18 protein-coding genes and 1 pseudogene are annotated in these 18,564 nt (G+C 58.0%); 5 read left to right on the top strand and 14 right to left on the bottom strand.

The features are described 5' to 3' along the window. Positions 1 to 160: 160 nt before the first annotated feature. On the top strand, positions 161 to 1,045 hold the full coding sequence (locus ACIPIN_RS06650; RefSeq protein WP_401116840.1) for an alpha/beta fold hydrolase: 885 nt from the start codon (positions 161 to 163) through the stop codon (positions 1,043 to 1,045). Here ACIPIN_RS06650 and ACIPIN_RS06645 read toward each other — a convergent pair. From ACIPIN_RS06645 to ACIPIN_RS06610, 8 genes and pseudogenes are all read right to left on the bottom strand, one after another. Beyond that, positions 1,020 to 4,163: an efflux RND transporter permease subunit gene (locus ACIPIN_RS06645; RefSeq protein WP_401116839.1), complete on the bottom strand. Its 3,144-nt coding sequence runs from the start codon at positions 4,161 to 4,163 to the stop codon at positions 1,020 to 1,022. The genes ACIPIN_RS06650 and ACIPIN_RS06645 overlap by 26 nt on opposite strands. After that, entirely contained in the window at positions 4,160 to 5,410 is a 1,251-nt protein-coding gene (locus ACIPIN_RS06640) for an efflux RND transporter periplasmic adaptor subunit (protein WP_401116838.1), read from the bottom strand. The genes ACIPIN_RS06645 and ACIPIN_RS06640 overlap by 4 nt, the downstream gene beginning before the upstream one ends. Further along, positions 5,407 to 6,663, bottom strand: a complete 1,257-nt coding sequence (locus ACIPIN_RS06635) for a TolC family protein (protein WP_401116836.1) — start codon at positions 6,661 to 6,663, stop codon at positions 5,407 to 5,409. The genes ACIPIN_RS06640 and ACIPIN_RS06635 overlap by 4 nt, the downstream gene beginning before the upstream one ends. Before the next feature lie 99 nt (positions 6,664 to 6,762). Further along, entirely contained in the window at positions 6,763 to 7,104 is a 342-nt protein-coding gene (locus tag ACIPIN_RS06630; protein ID WP_401116834.1) for a hypothetical protein, read from the bottom strand. A 181-nt stretch (positions 7,105 to 7,285) separates the two neighbouring features. After that, positions 7,286 to 8,503, bottom strand: coding sequence for an organoarsenical effux MFS transporter ArsJ (gene arsJ / locus ACIPIN_RS06625; RefSeq protein WP_401116833.1), 1,218 nt, complete (start codon positions 8,501 to 8,503; stop codon positions 7,286 to 7,288). Between the two features lie 9 nt (positions 8,504 to 8,512). After that, on the bottom strand, positions 8,513 to 9,517 hold the full coding sequence (locus tag ACIPIN_RS06620; protein ID WP_401116831.1) for an ArsJ-associated glyceraldehyde-3-phosphate dehydrogenase: 1,005 nt from the start codon (positions 9,515 to 9,517) through the stop codon (positions 8,513 to 8,515). Positions 9,518 to 9,672: 155 nt separating this feature from the next. Beyond that, positions 9,673 to 10,044, bottom strand: coding sequence for a metalloregulator ArsR/SmtB family transcription factor (locus ACIPIN_RS06615; RefSeq protein WP_401116829.1), 372 nt, complete (start codon positions 10,042 to 10,044; stop codon positions 9,673 to 9,675). A gap of 8 nt (positions 10,045 to 10,052) precedes the next feature. After that, positions 10,053 to 10,145: pseudogene (locus ACIPIN_RS06610) on the bottom strand (arsenate reductase ArsC); the annotation flags it as partial. Between the two features lie 420 nt (positions 10,146 to 10,565). On the opposite strand from ACIPIN_RS06610, the gene ACIPIN_RS06605 reads away from it, so the two are divergent. The 3 genes from ACIPIN_RS06605 to ACIPIN_RS06595 all read left to right on the top strand — a co-directional run bounded on the left by ACIPIN_RS06605 (position 10,566) and on the right by ACIPIN_RS06595 (position 12,319). After that, positions 10,566 to 11,159, top strand: coding sequence for a cytochrome b/b6 domain-containing protein (locus ACIPIN_RS06605; protein ID WP_401116827.1), 594 nt, complete (start codon positions 10,566 to 10,568; stop codon positions 11,157 to 11,159). A 3-nt stretch (positions 11,160 to 11,162) separates the two neighbouring features. Next, positions 11,163 to 11,936, top strand: coding sequence for a molybdopterin-dependent oxidoreductase (locus ACIPIN_RS06600; RefSeq protein ID WP_401116825.1), 774 nt, complete (start codon positions 11,163 to 11,165; stop codon positions 11,934 to 11,936). A 68-nt stretch (positions 11,937 to 12,004) separates the two neighbouring features. Continuing rightward, positions 12,005 to 12,319 (top strand): hypothetical protein, encoded by a 315-nt coding sequence (locus ACIPIN_RS06595; protein WP_401116823.1) that lies wholly within the window; start codon positions 12,005 to 12,007, stop codon positions 12,317 to 12,319. 271 nt (positions 12,320 to 12,590) lie between these two features. On the opposite strand, the gene ACIPIN_RS06590 is transcribed toward ACIPIN_RS06595, so the two are convergent. From ACIPIN_RS06590 to ACIPIN_RS06575, 4 genes are all read right to left on the bottom strand, one after another. After that, a complete protein-coding gene (locus ACIPIN_RS06590) occupies positions 12,591 to 12,779 on the bottom strand; it encodes a DUF1289 domain-containing protein (protein WP_401116821.1) in 189 nt (62 codons plus the stop codon). 3 nt (positions 12,780 to 12,782) lie between these two features. After that, on the bottom strand, positions 12,783 to 14,063 hold the full coding sequence (gene dmeF / locus ACIPIN_RS06585; protein WP_401116819.1) for a CDF family Co(II)/Ni(II) efflux transporter DmeF: 1,281 nt from the start codon (positions 14,061 to 14,063) through the stop codon (positions 12,783 to 12,785). Positions 14,064 to 14,070: 7 nt separating this feature from the next. After that, positions 14,071 to 14,349 (bottom strand): metal/formaldehyde-sensitive transcriptional repressor, encoded by a 279-nt coding sequence (locus ACIPIN_RS06580; RefSeq protein WP_401116817.1) that lies wholly within the window; start codon positions 14,347 to 14,349, stop codon positions 14,071 to 14,073. A 376-nt stretch (positions 14,350 to 14,725) separates the two neighbouring features. Further along, positions 14,726 to 15,496, bottom strand: coding sequence for a DeoR/GlpR family DNA-binding transcription regulator (locus ACIPIN_RS06575; protein WP_401116815.1), 771 nt, complete (start codon positions 15,494 to 15,496; stop codon positions 14,726 to 14,728). Between the two features lie 263 nt (positions 15,497 to 15,759). Here ACIPIN_RS06575 and ACIPIN_RS06570 point away from each other — a divergent pair, with 263 nt between their 5' ends. Continuing rightward, the gene (locus tag ACIPIN_RS06570) at positions 15,760 to 17,040 is read left to right on the top strand and encodes a haloacid dehalogenase-like hydrolase (protein WP_401116813.1); all 1,281 of its coding nucleotides are present in this window, start codon (positions 15,760 to 15,762) and stop codon (positions 17,038 to 17,040) included. 54 nt (positions 17,041 to 17,094) lie between these two features. Here ACIPIN_RS06570 and ACIPIN_RS06565 read toward each other — a convergent pair whose 3' ends face one another. Together ACIPIN_RS06565 and ACIPIN_RS06560 are read right to left on the bottom strand one after the other, a co-directional pair. Continuing rightward, positions 17,095 to 17,715 (bottom strand): TetR/AcrR family transcriptional regulator, encoded by a 621-nt coding sequence (locus ACIPIN_RS06565; protein ID WP_401116811.1) that lies wholly within the window; start codon positions 17,713 to 17,715, stop codon positions 17,095 to 17,097. Further along, the gene (locus tag ACIPIN_RS06560; RefSeq protein WP_401116809.1) at positions 17,702 to 18,553 is read right to left on the bottom strand and encodes a 3-hydroxybutyryl-CoA dehydrogenase; all 852 of its coding nucleotides are present in this window, start codon (positions 18,551 to 18,553) and stop codon (positions 17,702 to 17,704) included. Before ACIPIN_RS06560 ends, ACIPIN_RS06565 begins: the two co-directional genes overlap by 14 nt. Positions 18,554 to 18,564: the final 11 nt, after the last annotated feature.

Below are 18,564 nucleotides of genomic sequence, written 5' to 3'. Positions count from 1 at the left end.
TTGCGACCCGACGGAATAACTCGTCTGCGTTCTTGCAGACGGGAAAATCCCTGCTTAACTCTGAACTTCTGGTCAGTCAGTGACTGATCAGTCATGAATGCCGTCTGGGCAGTCGCTCATGCTGTGCGCTTAGTCCAATTTGTTCAGGGAAGAAAATGACATGATGCCGAAAACTGCCATCGTCGAGATTTGCAAGAAGTACAAGGTTTATACCGAGCACTATCTCAACGCCGCTGCTGACAAAACCATCATTCTGGTCAACGGCTCGCTGGCAACTACTGCATCCTTTGCCCAAACGGTGCGCTACCTGCAGCCGCGATTCAATGTGGTGCTCTACGACCAGCCTTACGCCGGTCAGTCGAGACTACACAACCTCCATGGCCAACCGATCCGAAAGGAGGACGAAGCAGAAATACTGCTGGAATTGATCGAGCACTTTTCCGTGCACCATGTGCTGTCCTTTTCCTGGGGCGGTGCGGCTACCTTGCTGGCGCTGGCCCAGCGGCCGCGACGAATCGAGAAGGCGGTGATCAATTCATTTGCAGCGCGGATCAATACGCCGATGCGTGATTACCTGGAGAGCGGCCTGAACTTTCTCCAGGCCTGTGATCGCCTCAATGTCGGACGCTTGATCAACAGCACCATCGGCAAGCACCTGCCATCGTTGTTCAAACGTTTTAATCACCGCCATGTCAGCAGCCTGGCCGAACACGAATACCGGCAGATGCATTTCCACGTCAATGAGGTCCTGACCCAGGACATCCATTGCTACGCTGCCTGTGCCGACGCCATCGAAGTCCCGTTACTGTTTGTCAACGGCGAATGGGATGAGTACACCTCGGTGGAAGACGCCCGGCTTTTTGCCGCTCATGCCCGTCAGTCCCGGTTCCATACCATCAAGAACGCCGGGCACTTCCTCGATATGGAACACCCGGCGGCCTGGCATGACACCCGGCAGGCCTTGCTCGACTTTTTGCAGCCGGCTTCCAGGACGCAGGGTCAAGTCCGTAATCTCGCTTTTAGTAGCGAATCATCACTGGTTTGAGGTGTCGGCGGCGCATCAAGCGGTAGGCTGCCGGGATGACGAACAGGGAGAGCAAGGGGGCGGTGACCATGCCGCCGACCATAGGCGCAGCGATACGGCTCATCACCTCGCTGCCGGTGCCGCTGCCCAACAGGATGGGTAGCAGGCCGGCGATGATGACGGCCACGGTCATGGCCTTGGGCCGAACGCGCTGCACCGCGCCTTCGCGAATCGCTGCGACCAGTCCACGCTCGGTGCTGTCACCGAGGTCTTCACGTTCGGCCCAGGCGTTCTTCAGGTAGAGCAGCATGATCACGCCAAACTCGGCAGACACACCGGCCAACGCGATAAAGCCGACGCCGGTGGCCACCGACAAGTTGTACCCCAGCAGATAGAGGAACCATGCGCCGCCAGTCAATGCGAACGGTAGAGTGGCCATGATCAACACAGCTTCATCGAAGCGGGCGAAGGTCAGGTAAAGCAGGACGAAAATGATCAGCAGCGTGGCCGGCACGACCAGCTTGAGTCGTGCGTTGGCCCTTTCGAGAAATTCGAACTGCCCTGAGTAGCTCAGGCTCATACCTGGCTGCAACTTGACCTGTTCGCCGACGACCCGGCGCAGGTCGGCGACCACCGAAGCAATATCCCGGCCACGCACGTCGATATACACCCAGCCAGAAGGTCGGGCGTTCTCGCTCTTGAGCATCGGTGGACCATCACTGACCTTGATCTTCGCCACCGTGCCCAGGGTGATCTGACTCCCCAGTGGGGTGTAGATCGGCAACTGTTCCAAGGCGCCGAGCGAGTCACGCCACTCACGGGGATAACGCACGTTGATCGGGAAGCGGGCGAGCCCTTCAATGGTCTCCCCGATGTTTTCACCGCCGATAGCGCCGGCCACGATCGATTGCACATCAGCGATGTTCAGCCCATAGCGGGCAGCGGCCTTGCGGTCGATATCCACATCGATATAGCGGCCACCGGTCAGGCGTTCAGCCAGGGCCGAACTGACACCGGGCACATCCTTGGCCACGCGCTCGACGGCCTGAGTCGCCGCATCGATCTCCGTCAGGTGGGTGCCGGCAATTTTCACCCCTATCGGGCTCTTGATCCCGGTGGCGAGCATGTCGATGCGATTGCGGATCGGCGGTATCCAGATATTGGTCAACCCCGGAACACGCACCACCCGATCCAACTCTTCCACCAGTTTTTCCTGGGTCAACCCGGGTCGCCATTGCTCGCGTGGCTTGAACTGGATGGTGGTTTCGAACATCTCCAGCGGCGCCGGGTCGGTGGCGGTTTCGGCACGACCGGCTTTACCGAAAACGTGCTCGACTTCGGGTACCGTCTTGATCAGGCGGTCGGTCTGTTGCAACAGCTGTGCTGCCTTCTGTGCTGACAACCCTGGTAGAGCCGAAGGCATGTAGAGCAGATCGCCTTCGTCCAGCGGTGGAAGGAACTCGCCACCCAGCTGTGACATCGGCCATACCGCGCTGAGAAACACCAAAAGCGCGACCAGCATGGTGATTTTTGGTCGGCGCAGTACCGCGTCCAGCGCCGGTTGATAGATCTTGATCAACCAACGGTTCAGCGGGTTCTGTTCCTCATTGGGAATCCGTCCGCGAATCCAGTAGCCCATCAGAACCGGCACGAGCGTCACCGACAATCCGGCCGCAGCAGCCATGGCGTAGGTTTTGGTGAAGGCCAGCGGACCGAACAAACGACCCTCCTGAGCCTCCAGGGTGAACACCGGAATGAACGACAGGGTGATGATCAACAGGCAGAAGAACAACGCCGGGCCCACCTCAGCCGCTGCTTCGGTCATCACGTGCCAATGATGTTCGCCCTTCAGTTCTTCCCCAGGATGGGCCTTGTGCCAGGCCTCGACTTTCTTGTGGGCGTTTTCGATCATGACCACGGCGGCATCGACCATGGCGCCGATGGCAATGGCGATCCCGCCGAGGGACATGATGTTGGCGTTGATCCCTTGATGACGCATGACGATGAAGGCGATGAGCACCCCGACCGGCAAGGAGATAATAGCCACCAGGGATGAGCGCAAATGCCAGAGAAATATCCCGCAGACCAACGCGACGACGATGAACTCTTCAAGCAGTTTGTGGCTGAGGTTTTCCACGGCGCGGTCGATCAACTTGCTGCGATCGTAAGTGGTGACGATTTCCACCCCGGCCGGCAGACTGCTTTTCAGTTCGTCGAGCTTGGTCTTGACTGCCGCAATGGTTTCGCGAGCGTTCTTGCCGCTGCGCAGAATCACCACGCCACCGACGGTCTCACCTTCACCGTCGAGTTCGGTGATGCCGCGACGCATCTCCGGCCCCAGTTGTATCGTGGCCACATCTCCCAGGGTGACCGGCACGCCACCGGCACTGAGTTTGAGCGGGATCGCGCGAAAGTCATTCAGGGTCTTCAAATAGCCTGAAGCGCGGACCATGAACTCGGTTTCCGCCATCTCCAGCACCGCACCGCCGGTTTCCTGATTGGCCTTGCCAATCGCCTCGGTGACCTGCGCCTGAGTGATGCCCAGGCTGGCCAGTTTGAGTGGGTCGAGCTGTACCTGGTACTGCTTGACCATGCCGCCCACCGTGGCCACTTCCGCCACATTGGGCAGGGTCTTGAGTTCGAACTTGAGAAACCAGTCCTGAAGAGCGCGCAATTGCGCCAGATCATGTCCTCCGGTGCGATCCACCAGGGCGTACTGATAGATCCAGCCCACCCCCGTGGCATCGGGTCCCAAGGCCGGTTTGGCGCTGGCGGGCAGGCGACTTTGTATCTGGCTCAGATACTCCAACACTCGCGAGCGAGCCCAATACATATCGGTACCGTCTTCGAACAGCACGTACACGAAGCTGTCGCCGAAAAAAGAATAACCGCGTACGGTTTTCGCCCCTGGTACCGAGAGCATGGTGGTGGCCAACGGGTAGGTCACCTGGTTCTCAACGATTTGCGGCGCTTGTCCCGGATAGGGGGTGCGGATGATCACCTGAACATCGGAGAGGTCCGGCAGTGCATCGATGGGGGTGCTCTGAACCGACCAGACGCCCCAGGCCGTGACGAACAGCGTGGCCAGCAGGACCAGGAAACGGTTGGCGACGGACCAGCGAATCAGGGCGGCGATCATGGTTGCTCCCCTGGTTGTTCCAGACGCTCACTTGCGACGATGCCCTTGAGGCTAGCCTCGGAGTCGAGCAGAAACTGTCCCGAGCTGACCACGTGTTGACCTTCTTGCAGGCCTTTCAATACCGCCGTCTTGCCGTCGTTTTCCTGTCCGAGCTGCACCTCTACCGGACGGTAGCGACCAGCGTCTTCGGCGAGCATCACCAGAGTGCGCCGGCCAGTGCGGATGACCGCCTCGCTCGGCACCCACAACACACTTTGCTCGGTCGTTCGGTTCAGGCGCACCTGCGCCGACAATCCGGGTCTGAGACGCCCATCAAGGTTGGGCAGTTCGACGCGCACGCGAACGGTGCGGCTGTCCATATTCGTTTCGGGCAGGATCGCACTGACCGTGCCGTTGAGCACCGTCCCCGGGAAGGCTGGAAGGCGTGCTTCTACCGTCTGGCCGACGACGATCGATCCGGTCTCTGACTCTGGAACGGCCACCGCCAGCCAGACGCTGCTCAAGCCATTGACGCGAGCCAGCGTCTCGCCGGCCGCCACGGTCATGCCCGTACGGACATCCAACTCTTGCAGCACACCACTGATGGGGCTGGTGAGGGTCAGGTTCGGCTGAATCTTGCCGCTACGCTCTACCTGGGTAATCAGCGCTGCCGGCATCCCCGTCAGGCGCAGCCGTTGGCGGGCCGCTGCCAGCAAGTCGGCATCGCCGTTACGTTTAAGTGCAAGGAATTCTTCCTGGGCAGCGGCCCATTCCGGTACCAGGATATCCGCCAATGGTGCATTGGCCTTGAGCACATCGCCGGGAGCACGGGCATAAACCCGCTCGACAAAACCGGCAGTACGCGCCTGGATCACGGCGACATCCCGTTCGTTGAATGCCAACACGCCGACCACGTCCAGACTGGAGGTGAGGGCGCCACGGGTCACTGTCGCCAGTCGCAGGCCGAGATTCTGAGTCAGACGGGGGTCGATGCTGATGGCCGCGCCGTTCGTTGCTGCGTCGGCGTATTGCGGCACCAGCTGCATGTCCATGAAGGGCGACTTGCCCGGTTTGTCGAACTTCTGCTGCGGGTACATCGGATCGTACCAATACAGGGCCTTGCGTTCGTCTTGCGTCTTGGGGCTCTGTGCGGCGAGTGCATCAGGCATTGTGTTCATGCGTTGCTGAGCGAACCAGTAACCGCCTGCAACCCCCAGGGCAACCGACAAGCCAGTCAACACAGCCATTTTCCAGATTCGAGCGCTCATTGGCTGGTTTCCCCATAATTGAAATACAAGCGTGCGTTGGTCAGGGCTCGCTGTTCTTCGACATCGATCTGTTTGAGGCGGACCTCTATGAGTTCACGTCGGGCAGCGATGACTGCCGCCAAGTCACCTTTACCGGCGCGGTAGCTGGCCATGGTTAGCCCGACCTTTTCCTTGGCCAGGGGCACCAGACTTTCCTGGCTGCGGTGCACGGCCCGATTCAGACGCTCGTATTCGGCCAGACTCTCCTCCAATTGCTGGGTGTGCTCACGCACCATGGCTTCACGCTCAGCCTCCAATTGGTTCAATTCGGCGTGTTTGGCGGCGATTTTTGGATTTTGTCGGGAGCCGGGAAACAGTGGCAGGTCGAACGAGAGCTGCACGCTGACCATGTCACCGAACTGACGGTCACGGTGTTGGTAATCGAGTTCCCAGCTCCAATCGGACTGCTTATCCGCTTCGGCTTCACGGACTTTTGCCTCCGCTTCGCGGGTCATCGGTTCGAAGGCCGCCAGTGCGGGGTGATGTTGCAGCTTATGGGAGTAGCCTGAGGTCTCGACGGGCCATTGCGGCAAGCTACCCGTTGGCAGGTCATTGGCGGCCGGGCCAATCCAGCGCTTGAGTGCAGCCCGGACTTGCGCGCGCATACGGGTCAGATCGTCCTGTTGTTCCGCCAACTGCGCCGCCTCCTGTTTCGGCGTGACCGCATCGGCAGGCTGGGCACGACCACCGGCGATCTGTGCCCGGACGGTATCGCTCAACAGACGATTCTCTTTGTAAAAATCCTGGAATAGCGCTTCCTTACGCTCGACGGAGTAGCTGCTGATCCAGGCCAGCGCAGTGGCCTGACGGACGTTCAGACGCTCGACACGGCCTTCAGCCGCAGCTCGGTCAACGGCCGCATCGGCCACTTCAATACGTGCTTTGCGCTTGTCGCGGTTGGGCACTTCCTGCATGACCCCAACCATCTGCATGGTCATGGAGTCCTGGTTAATGCTCCAGCGTTCGGGGCCGCCAATGGGGTAGTTCTGCACGCCGAGCTTTAACTTCGGGTCGGGTAGTTCGCCGGCTGGAATGGCTGCACTGCTGGCGGCCTGGAGTTTGGCGGCTTGGGCGATCAGTGACGGGGCGTTGTTTTCGGCCAGCCGCAAGGCTTCATCGAGTGTCAGCGGGGTGGCCAGGCTCGGCAATGCCAGAACGCCTGCTGTCAGGCCGGCCATGAGAGGCCAGCCTGCGCAATAACGTAGGAAGTTCATCTTCACGATTCCTGTGATGAATCACTGCGCGGCTCTTCAGACATGCGCGCAGATATGCCATCGCATCAATGTGCGATGGGACTCAGAGTGGTACAGGAATCAAACGCGAGGCGGTCGCCACACCCCTGAAAGGGTTTGGGCAGGGAGGAAATCGCTGGAGAGGGAAAGCACAACGGGGCTGGACAAGCTGACGGGAGGCTTGATGATCGAGACTTGCAGCATGCCGCCAGTCTTGCACTCCTGACCCGGCTTGCAGGGTTTGCCGTGATCGGAGGGGCTTTTCATATCGTGGCAGCAGTCCATCCCCATATCGTCCATCATCGCCATGCCCATGGTTTTCATGGGGCAAGGCTCTGTCGGTGCCTGAACGCCCGCCATCCCGCTGAGGGGAAGCGCCAGGCTAATCATGAAGATGAGGAAAAACCGCAGGTAGCGTTTCATGGGCTGGAGTGTAGTCGTTGAAAATGGCTCTTACAATTCGACGCGAGTCATAAGGAACCTGTCGAAAGGCGCAGACTCAGGCGATATCACAGGACCTGAATTAAGCCAGTATTACCTGAACAAAATAGAAGCGTACGACGAGCTGTTTCCTGGTTTGTTAGTGGTCCGTGCCGCGCCTATCTCAGTGACTTGCGTGCCGAGGTAATGCAATAGAAATCAAAGCTGCGAGCAGCACAAAAGCGCTCGATATCCATAAGCACGCGCCCAACCCATACACTTGATAAACCCACCCGGAGAGCACGGTGCCGATCAGTCGCCCCATGGCGTTGGACATGTAGTAAAAGCCCACGTCCAGCGACACGCCGTCTTCCTTGGCATAGGACACGATCAAGTAGCTGTGCAGCGAGGAGTTCACCGCGAACAGCACACCGAAGACCATCAGCCCACCCAACAGAACCAACTGTTGCGACAACCCGGTGTTCAGTCCGAGAGCGATTGCTGCGGGCAAACCTGCCAGAGCAAGTGCCCACAAGAATGCAGCACGACCATCCGGTACGTGCCCACGTTTCTTGCCGGTGATGTTGGGTGCGAAGGACTGCACGATGCCGTAGCCGATCACCCAGGCCGCAAGGAATCCACCAACCTTCCAGAAGTCCCAGCCAAAGACACTACTCAGGTATACCGGCAAGGCCACCACGAACCAGACATCACGAGCACCGAACAGAAACATCCGGGCCGCTGAGAGGATATTGATCGCCCGGCTCTTGGACAGGATTTCGCGAAACTTGGGCTTGGCCTTGGCTTTGCCCAGATCCCTCTTCAGCAGGATCAGGCTGCTGATCCAGATCAGTGCCAGGACGCCTGCCATGGCCAACAACGCACCCTTGAACCCCATCAGTGCGAGTAATGCGCCACCGAGAAAGAAGCCGACGCCCTTGAGTGCGTTCTTCGAGCCGGTGAGGATGGCCACCCATTGATAGAGCTTGCCCTGATGCCCATCCGGCACCAGAAGTTTGATGGAGCTTTTGGCACTCATCTTGTTCAGGTCTTTGGCGATCCCGGACAACGCCTGAGCGCCCATCACCCAAGGGATGGTCAACCAAGCCGCAGGCACCGTCAGCATCAGCAGCGCCGCGACCTGGATACCCAGCCCAATGTTCATTGTTCGGTTCAAGCCCAGCCGGGCACCGAGATATCCGCCCACCAGGTTGGTGATCACGCCAAAGAATTCGTAGAACAGAAACAGCGCCGCGATTTGCAGCGGGCTGTAGCCCAACGCGTGAAAGTGCAGCACCACCAACATGCGCAAGGCGCCGTCGGTGAGGGTGAAGGTCCAGTAATTACCCGTAACGAGCAAGTACTGCCGCACTTCTGGAGCGAGGGCTGACAACGCTTTCATGACCGCTCCTTAGACCGCCAGTCCGACCATTCTGGCCAGCTCGACGGTGCGGTTGGCATAGCCCCACTCGTTGTCGTACCAGGCATAGAGTTTGATCTGGGTGCCATTGATGACCATGGTCGACAGTGCGTCGATGATCGATGAGCGCGGGTCGGTGCGGTAGTCGATGGATACCAGCGGACGCTCCTCGAAACCGAGAATGTCCTTCAGCTCGTTTTCGGAAGCATCCTTCAGGAATTGATTCACTTCCTCGACGGTGGTGGCGCGCTCAACCTCGAAGACACAGTCAGTCAGCGAAGCGTTGGCCAGCGGCACACGTACCGCGTGGCCATTCAGGCGTCCGCGCAGCTCCGGGAAAATTTCGGCGATAGCTGTTGCCGAGCCGGTGCTGGTCGGGATCAGGCTCATGCCCGAAGCCCGTGCACGACGCAGATCCTTGTGGGGTTGATCAAGAATGCTTTGGGTGTTGGTCAGGTCGTGGATGGTGGTGATCGAGCCATGGCGAATGCCCAGCTTTTCGTGGATCACCTTCACCACAGGCGCCAGGCAGTTTGTGGTGCATGACGCCGCCGTGACGATGCGATGTTCCGCGGCATTGAACAGCTGATGATTGACGCCCATGACGATGTTCAGCGCGCCTTTTTCCTTCACCGGAGCGCTGACCACCACGCGTTTAACGCCCTGGTCGAGGTAAGCCTGAAGCACAGCGACGGTCTTCATCCTGCCGCTGGCTTCAATCACCAGATCGCAGCCCGACCAATCGGTGTCGGCAATCGCCTTATTGGCAGTTACCTTGATTCGTTTGCCGTCGATGACAATGCTGTTGCCCTCGGAGTCGGCCTGGTAATTCCAACGGCCATGCACCGAGTCGAAGTTCATCAGGTGCGCATGTGTTGCCGCGTCACCTGCTGGATCGTTGATCTGCACGAACTCAAACTCTGGCCAGCTCCAGGCTGCTCGCAGAGCGAGGCGACCGATCCGACCAAAACCATTGATGCCAACTTTGATAGTCATGTTGTTGTGCTCTGTATCTGTTGTCAGTGGGAGTTCGACTGGGTATCGAACTGGCCGATGTATTCGATATGGGCTGGATGCTGAATAGCGCGGCAGCTATCAACGGTGCAGAGAAACAGGATTTTCATCGGACGATCTCGCAGTCGAGGGCGGAATCAGGCGATCTTGCTTTCGCAGCAAGCGACTGCCCGTTCAGGGCGGTCACCCATTTCATCAAGGCGCTTGGCATCAGGACTCAACCAGTGCTTGTTGCTTTCCAGCACAGTGGTCAGGACCCGATGTACCCAGTCGGGAAGATTCGGGTGTAGTCGGTAATAAACCCATTGGCCTTGCCGACGGTCCGAAAGCAAGCCGCAAGTACGCAGCTGCGCCAGGTGTCTGGAGACTTTTGGCTGGCTCTCGTTCAAGGCGCAGGTTAGTTCGCAAACACACAGCTCCCCCTCACGGGTGATGAGCAGCATCGTGCGTACCCGGGTGTCGTCAGCCAGACATTTGAAAACAGTGGTCGGAGTCAGATGGTCAGCCATATCGGTTCTCAGTGTTTGTTTTTCACCAAGACGAACATCTCGATGCGCTCATGAATTTCGTGAAGGGTGTGACGGAACACGTCGGGTTTGTTGCTGGTCATTGTGAAATTTCAGTTCACATGCGCTTTATCGAATATATGTTTTCCCGTATGCAGGGTAAAGCCTCAGCGTTAGATTAGTTCAATAGGGCCCCCGGGGTCTGCTGAGCGGCATCATTGAACCTTCCTGAATCTAGGGGGGCTGGGAGATCAGTCAGATCTTTCACGTCAGCACTATTTGGAAAAGTCTATATATGGATTTTGTAATAAGCGCGATGACCGCGCTCTGCGCATCTGCACAAAGTGCCAGGACGAATAATGTAAAACCGCGTCTCCAAGCCGATGCTAGTCTTAAAAGATGCGCGATAGGTCGGCGCTGTTTGCAACTCCAGTGGAGATGCAGGTTGAACATGGGGGATAGAGCCAACACATTTCGTGGTGGCCGGGGGGATTCGCCGGCACTGTACCGGCAGGGTAGGGCATATGAGTCGCTCCCAAACCATTCACCCGATCTGGCTCCGGCTGACCCACTGGGTCAACGTCATCGCGGTGCTCATCCTGGTGATGAGTGGCTGGCGTATCTATAACGCCTCGCCGATTTTTTCCTTCCAGATTCCCGCAAGTATCACCTTGGGTGGTTGGTTGGCGGGAGCACTGCTGTGGCACTTTGCGGCGATGTGGATACTGCTCGTCAACGGCATTATTTACCTTCTGCTCAATATCTTCTCCGGCCGCATCGTCTACAAATTTTTCCCCATCCGTCCCGGCGACGTCATTCATGATTTCCTGGCGGCCCTCAGAGGCAAGCTTGCTCATGCGGACTTGCGGCAATACAACACCCTGCAAAAGCTCGCCTACCTGTTTGTCGTGCTCGATCTCATTGTGCTCGTGCTGTCGGGACTGGTGATCTGGAAGTCCGTGCAGTTTCCTTTGCTGAGGGAACTGATGGGCGGTTATGACTCAGCACGCATCGTGCACTTTGTCTGCATGGCCCTGCTGGTCGCCTTTACCGTGGTGCATCTGGTGATGGTGGCCCTCGTGCCACGTACCCTGATTGCCATGCTGCGCGGGCGCTAAACCATGATCAGACAATCTGGAAAAGACGGGCTGGATGACCCCGCCATCATCAAATCGGTCGCGCAGGAACTTGATCTACCTGCGCGCAGACAATTTCTTCGCCATGCCTGGACGCTGGGTGGGATTGTCTTGCTGACAGGCTGTCGCCTGGATGACAGCGACTCCGTGGAGTCCATGTTGAAAATGGTCTCGCGCTTCAATGACAAGGTTCAGGCGGCGCTGTTCGATCCGAGCAGACTGGCACCGACTTACCCCGAGTCGATGATGACACGCCCGTTTCCCTTCAACGCCTATTACGACCGCAACGGCATTCCGGACATCGACGGTGACGATTTCAAACTCACGGTTGGCGGTCTGGTCCAGGATAAACACAGCTGGACCCTTGCCGAATTGAACCAGTTGCCGCACACCAGTCAGGTCACGCGGTTGATTTGCGTGGAGGGCTGGAGCGCCATCGGCAAATGGGGTGGGGTGACCTTTTCGACTTTTCTGCAACGTGTGGGAGCCGACACCAGTGCCAAATATGTCGGACTCAAATGCGCTGATGACTATTACACCAGCATCGACATGCCCACGGCCTTGCATGCGCAAACGCTGTTGACCCTGAGTTATGACGAACAGGTATTGCCGCCGGAGTACGGTTACCCCCTGCGGCTGCGTATGCCCACAAAGCTGGGCTTCAAGAATCCCAAACATGTTGTAGAGATCTTTGTGACCAACGATTACCCCGGTGGTTATTGGGAGGATCAGGGTTACAACTGGTTCAGTGGCAGTTGAGCAACAGGCTGTTCTGAAAGGCGGCGCATTGCCGCTGTCGTTAACACGAACTACACAGGAGTAGTGACATGAAGAAGCTGATTGCTACGGCGATTGCCGCCGTTGTCCTGGTGGTGGCCGCCCCAGTGTTTGCGGCTGAAACGAATATGAATGATATGTCCAAGGATCAGATGGAAAAGGGCACGATGAAAAAGGACGAAATGAAAAGCGATACCATGAAGACCAAGCACCACTACAAGACCAAGGGCGACCAGACGAAGAGTGGCGCCATGGGTAAAAGTGACTCCATGAAAAAAGACAGCATGGATAAAGGTGGCGCCATGAAGAACGAGGGCTTGGAAAAAAAGGACGATATGAGCAATGGCATGATGAAGAAATATTAAGACGCCCGGTCGCTACGGTTGTGGATCGCAGGTGCTCCTGCCTGGGGACCATCAGCACCTGATGATTGACGGACACTTCAGAAAAGTCGCCTGCCAATAGCCAGAAGGCTCAAGGTATGAAACGACTGTTTGTGTGCCTGGCATCAAGTCTTTGTTCGCCCCCTCATTTACCGCGATTGTCGACCAGCAGCAACTGAAAGCTAACGCTATTGCCTGGATCGACGCTCGCGGTAAATGTGCGTTTGGATTGCCGCATAAAGCTGCATCCAGACTATCGGGAGGTCACTTCTCGTTGCAATTTTGCTAACCGCTTTGAGCGCTCGTTGATTACCTGATGACGGCGATGATCCGTCATTTTTTTCCAGCCGCGAATTTCCTCCAGGGTGCGCAAGCAGCCTACGCAAAGCGTGGTCTTGCCATCGAATTTACAGACTTCGGTGCAAGGCGATTTGAGAGCCATTGCTCAGACCTCTGCTTCTGGGTGCACTTCCACCGTGAGATGGGACAACCCTTTGAATTGGGCGAGATGCTGATGGTAAAACTGCGAGGTACGATTCGACTCGCGTGTGACGACCGAAACCACCGCGCCGAGATGCCCAGGGCCGAGCCGCCAAACATGCAAATCCGCCAGCTTGTCACCGGCCTCGTCGATGACCTTCCTGATCTTGCCTTCAATCCGAGTGTCTGCACTGGCATCCACCAGGATTGCACCAGTCTGGCGTATCAAGCCGTAGGACCAGTTGGCGATCACAAACGCCCCAACGATACCGGCCAGCGGGTCCATCCACAGCCAGCCAAATGCCTGGGCCAACAGCAGGCCGATGATGGCCATCACTGACACGGCCGCGTCCGCAATCACATGAATGTAAGCCGCTCGCATATTGTGATCGCTGCTATCCACGCCATGGTCGTCGTGAGCATGCTCCGTGAATTCGACAATCTGTTCACCAGACGGCAGGGCAACGGCTACCTTGAAACCGTGCGGCTCCGGAATTTCGCTGGTGGATTCCAGAAAGCCGGCTTTCTGCATAAAGTTGAACACTTGCCGCGAGCCGTCCTGCCGTATTGTCGTAACGCTGACATCGCTTGCCGAAAGCTTCGGGCCTGAGCTTTCGGTGCTAAAGCGAAACACAGGCGGAACACCCTCTTCGAAGATCGACAGCTCGAACACCCCTTCAGAAGTGACAATACGCTGCATCTCTTCATGATGGTCATCATGTTCATCGCCTTCGGCATGCCCATGACTGTGTCCATGGCTATGCCCGTGGTCATGCCCATGATCTGCACCGCTCAGCAGCCAGGCACTGGCGATATTTACGGCCAAGCCCACGATGGCGATTGGAATCGCTTCGCTGAAATGGATGGGGACTGGGGACAGGAAGCGGGAAACGGCTTCGTAGCCAATCAGTAAGGCGATCATTGCGAGAATGATGGCGCTGGTGAAGCCCGCCAGATCACCAAGCTTGCCGGTGCCAAATACGAACCGCCGATCATTGGCGTGTTTGCGCGCATAGGTGTAGGCCAGCGCAGCGATCAACATGGCGCCGGCGTGTGTGGACATATGCAGGCCGTCTGCGACCAGTGCCAGCGAACCGTACAGGTTCCCACCGATGATCTCGGCCAACATCATGGCCGTGCACAGTGCAATCACAGCCCATGTCTTGCGCTCATTTTTTTCATGGCCCACGCCTAGAAAGACGTGGTCATGACCGACATTAAACGGTGCTTCATACAGGTTATTCATATTGAGTTCACTTGAAATAGCTGCGGACGATTTCGATCAGTTGCTCTTTGGCATCAGTCGGCTCCTTGCCGTCAGCAAAATCCGCATCAATCAAATGCGTGCGGATATGGTCCTCCAACACCACAGTCAAGAGACCATTCATGGCGCCCCGGCAACTGGTGATTTGCTGGAGTACCTCAATGCAATCACGCTCCTCGTGCAGCGCACGTTCAATCGCTTCGAGCTGCCCACGAATACGACTGACACGATTCAATAGCTTTTTCTTGTCCTTGATGGTGTGGCCCATGATTGCACCTTGAGATCAAAATATACTGTGGGGGGGTATACTACGATATGGTTGTGTCCGCCCGCCATAGAGTTCTGATATTCGGTAGGTGTAAAAAGGGCTGGATGCTGATGCTTGGCTTGGCGTTGCTACGCGGGGGGACATAATTGATCCAGTCAGAGCGACTGGCGGCTCTTTGCGCTGACATCACGCCGTCAGCGTTAAAAGGGAGCCGAATTCAGGATTTTCACCCTGGTGAGTGGTGTTTCCATGCTGCTGGCAAACGGGGACTCGGGGCTTTGTCGGCAAACCTGCGGATCAGAAATGACCTTCTATGCCAGGGCGGTATTTCACGTGCAGGGTGTTTTCGTCGGCAGGTGCTGAGTGGTATTGCCCGCTACGCCAGGACAATGTGTTTAAGCCTGGCGTTCAGTGCGGCGAATGCCGCTTCGGTACTGGCCTTGTGGTTGGTGATGAGTACGTCGATGCGTTCTGGCGGGCAGAAAGCTACGCGGCTCTCTAAACCGATCTTGCTGTAATCGGCGAGGATGACCACGCGCTCGGCATGCTCAGCCATGGCGCGCGCCACTTCGGCTTCACGGTGGTCGTAGTTGCTGGCACCGCGCTGGGCGTCGATGCCGACGGGCGATAACAGCGCGAGGTCGGCCCGATAGCGGCCAATTTCCGCCACCGTGGTGCCGCCAACCGTTGCCGGAGCACGGTCGTCGAGCGAACCGCCCAGTACGATCACCTCGTTATGCTGGCCGCCCGGCACGGCGGGATTGCGCAATTGCAGCGCCACGTTAAACGAGTTGGTGATCACGGTCAGCCCGCCCAGCTTGGCCAGCTCTTCGGCGAGGATGACGGTGGTGGTGCCCGCGTCGATAAACACAGTCTGTCCGTGCGACAGCAGGCTGACCGCTGCACGCGCGAGGTCACGCTTGAATTTGATGTTGATGCGCGCCCGCTCGGCGATGGGCGCCTCGTCCTCGACGCAGATGGCACCGCCGTGTATCCGCTTCAACTCCCCCAGGTCTTCCAGAGCTACCAGGTCGCGCCGCACGGTCTCGCGTGAAACATTCAGCTCCGTGACGATGCGGTCGGTGGTAACGCGCTGCAAGGTCGATAACAGTGCGCGAATCCGCTGGTAACGCTCTTCTTGCCACATGCCGGGTGTCCTGCTGTTTGAGTCGCTGTCCGAGCACGCATTGTGGAGGGGCGTCGGTCACTGTCAAGTTTGGTGCGGCCCCATAAGCATTGCTCAGGCGCAGTCTGCGAATCATCAAAATGTAATATTGTGGCAATATTGTATTTTTGTGTATTTGAAGATAGCCTCGTCGCGGGACGGTTTTTCCCCCTCGTCCATATTTCGAAACACGCTTTCGCCATCGCCTCGGTTGTAACCTATCGTCTAGAAGTAGGAGCTATACCATGCAGCGTCGCCAGTTTCTGAACACCCTCGCTACCGTTTCCGTCGTAAGCCCACTGTTGTTGTCCTCTCGTATAACGCAAGCCGCCACGCCCCCGGCCACGCCGAGCGCGCTGGATCCGGCGCGCTGGTCGCCGCTCAACACTCAGCGCCTGCAGGCGGTGATCGACCAGCACGGCAGCAAAAGTGCGTCCTATCGTCCTGAGCAGCGCCCATATGCGGTGTTCGACTGGGACAACACCTGCATCATGAACGACTGTGAAGAAGCGCTGCTGGTCTACCAGATCAATCATCTGCAGTACAAGCTGACGCCCGATGAGTTCGCCGCCGTGGTGCGCCAGGACGTGCCGAACGGTGCGTTCATGAAGGACTACACCACGGTGGACGGCAAGCCGGTCACCATGGAAGACATCGCCAGCGACGTGGAAGCTGACTACCGTTGGCTGCACGCCAATTACAAGGGACTTGCTGGCGACAAGAGCCTGGAAGAGATCCAGGCCAGCGAGCAGTACAAGGATTTTCTCGCCAAGCTTTACTTCATGTACGACGCGATCTGCGACAGTTACCCGGTGGAGATCGGCTACAAGTGGATTTTGTACTTCTACAAGAACATGACCACGGCCGAATTGCAGGCGATGGCTGAAGCGTCCAACAACTACGCGATCGGTGATGCGCTGCGCAAGGTCAAGTACGAGAGTTCACGCACGTTGCCGGGCAAGGCAGGGGTGGTGGCGGACACGCATTTTCATGGTATCCGCATCCATGAGGAAATCCGTGGCCTGATGCACACGCTGCGCGCCAATGGCATCGACGTCTATGTCAGCACCGCCTCGATCGACGATGTGGTGCGGGTGTTCGCCGGCAATCCTCATTACGGATACGGCGTGCCGCCCGAGAACGTGATCGGCCTGCGCATGGCGATGGAAGACGGCAAGTACACCACTCGCTATCAGCCGGATTGGCACTTCAATTACGGGCCGGGCAAGACCGTCGGCATCAAGAATGTGCTGGTTAAACAGAAGGGCTATGGTCCGGTGCTGGTGGCTGGCGACAGCGATGGCGATGCCTGGATGCTGCGCGACTTCAACGATACGGCGGTGGGGCTGATCGTCAACCGCATGAAGAAGGGCGAGATCGGCGCCGACAGCCAGCAGGCCGCTACCCAGTTGGGCAAGTCGGACGCGCGTTTCATCCTGCAGGGGCGCAACGAGCACACTGGTCTGATGATTCCGGACGAGAAATCGCTCAAGTACGGTAAAGACGAGCTCAAGCTGCTGGCTTGATGCTACTGGCTCGCGGGTGGTCGGTTGCCATCCGCGAGCCGCAGAGCGCTCTGTTCAGGCAACCTTGGTCTGAGTCTCTGGCAGATCACAGGAGGCATGGGTCAGCAAACGCTCAATGGCTCCGGTCAGCAGGTTCTCCAGTAATCCGTCCCGTTCCCGATCATCCAGCGGGTGTAGCGTCAGCCAGCTGGGTGCGCTGTTGAGCATGCTGGCAATGGCGTGCCCGGCAGCCAGTAACCCTTGCTCGCTGAATCGGGGTGTGGGGCAGAGGAACATCAGCAACTGCCGTTCGTAGCGCTCCTGTAACTGCCGCACACGTGCTTGCTGATCCTCGTTCAGGCAACCGCTGTCGCGTTCCACCAGACGAAAATGCCAGGGCATTTCCCGATGCAGGTTCAGGTGTGCGTGGATGACGTTTTGTAGGCTGGCGCGCAGGTCTCGCGGTTGTCGTTCGATACGTCCGAGGGTTGCCAGCAATTCCTCGTAAAACTCCTCGATCAGGTCGAGCAGCAAGTGTTGCTTGCTCGGGTAGTGGTGATACAGCGAGCCTGGGGCAAGCCCCAGGCAGGCTGCCAGCTCACGCATACCGACCTGGCCAAAACCCTTGCTGGCGAACAGCTCCAGGGCCTTGTCCCGGCTCTCGGCGAAGCGTGAGCAACGCTCAGTCATAGGCATGGAAGCCACGTCCGGTCTTGCGCCCCAGATAACCGGCCGCGACCATTTCCTTGAGCAGCGGAGCAGGGCGGTACTTGCTGTCGTTGAAGCCGTCGTAAAAGGCTTCAATGATCGCCAGTAACGTATCCAGGCCAATCAGGTCGGCCAGCGCCAGCGGACCTATCGGCTGGTTGCAGCCCAGACGCATGCCCGCATCGATGTCTTCGGCGCTGGCCAGGCCTTCCTGAAACACCAGGATCGCTTCATTGATCATCGGCACCAGAATCCGGTTCACCACAAAGCCCGGACGGTTGCCGGCGGTGATCGCGGTCTTGCCCAGGCGTTGCGCCAACTCCAGGGCCAGGGCATGGGTCGCGTCGCTGGTTTGCAGGCCGCGAATCACTTCGATCAAGCCCATCACCGGCACCGGGTTGAAGAAGTGCAGGCCGATGAAACGCGCGGGCGAACTTACGCTGGCGGCGAGCTCGGTGATCGACAGCGATGAGGTATTGGAAGCAATAACGCAGTCGGCGCTGACCTGGGCGGCTATCTGTTGCAACACCCGCAGCTTCAGTTCGAGGTTTTCGGTGGCGGCCTCGATCACCAGTTGCACGTCGTGCAGGGTGCTGTAGTCGGTGCTGGTGCGGATCTTGTCCAATGCCGCGTGCTTTTGCTCCTCGGTCAGCGAGTCCTTGGCAACTTGCCGGTCGAGGTTCTTGCCGACGGTCGCCAGCGCCTTTTGCAAGGCGCTTTCGGAGATGTCCAACAAGGTCACGTTGAAGCCGGCCAGTGCGCAGATTTGCGCAATGCCGTTGCCCATGGTGCCTGCGCCGATGACGCCAATGTTCTGTAGATTCATCTTCATGTCCT

Source organism: Pseudomonas sp. NPDC087697, assembly GCF_044743155.1.
GTDB lineage: Bacteria > Pseudomonadota > Gammaproteobacteria > Pseudomonadales > Pseudomonadaceae > Aquipseudomonas.
This window is presented reverse-complemented; position numbering and strand designations above follow the sequence as displayed.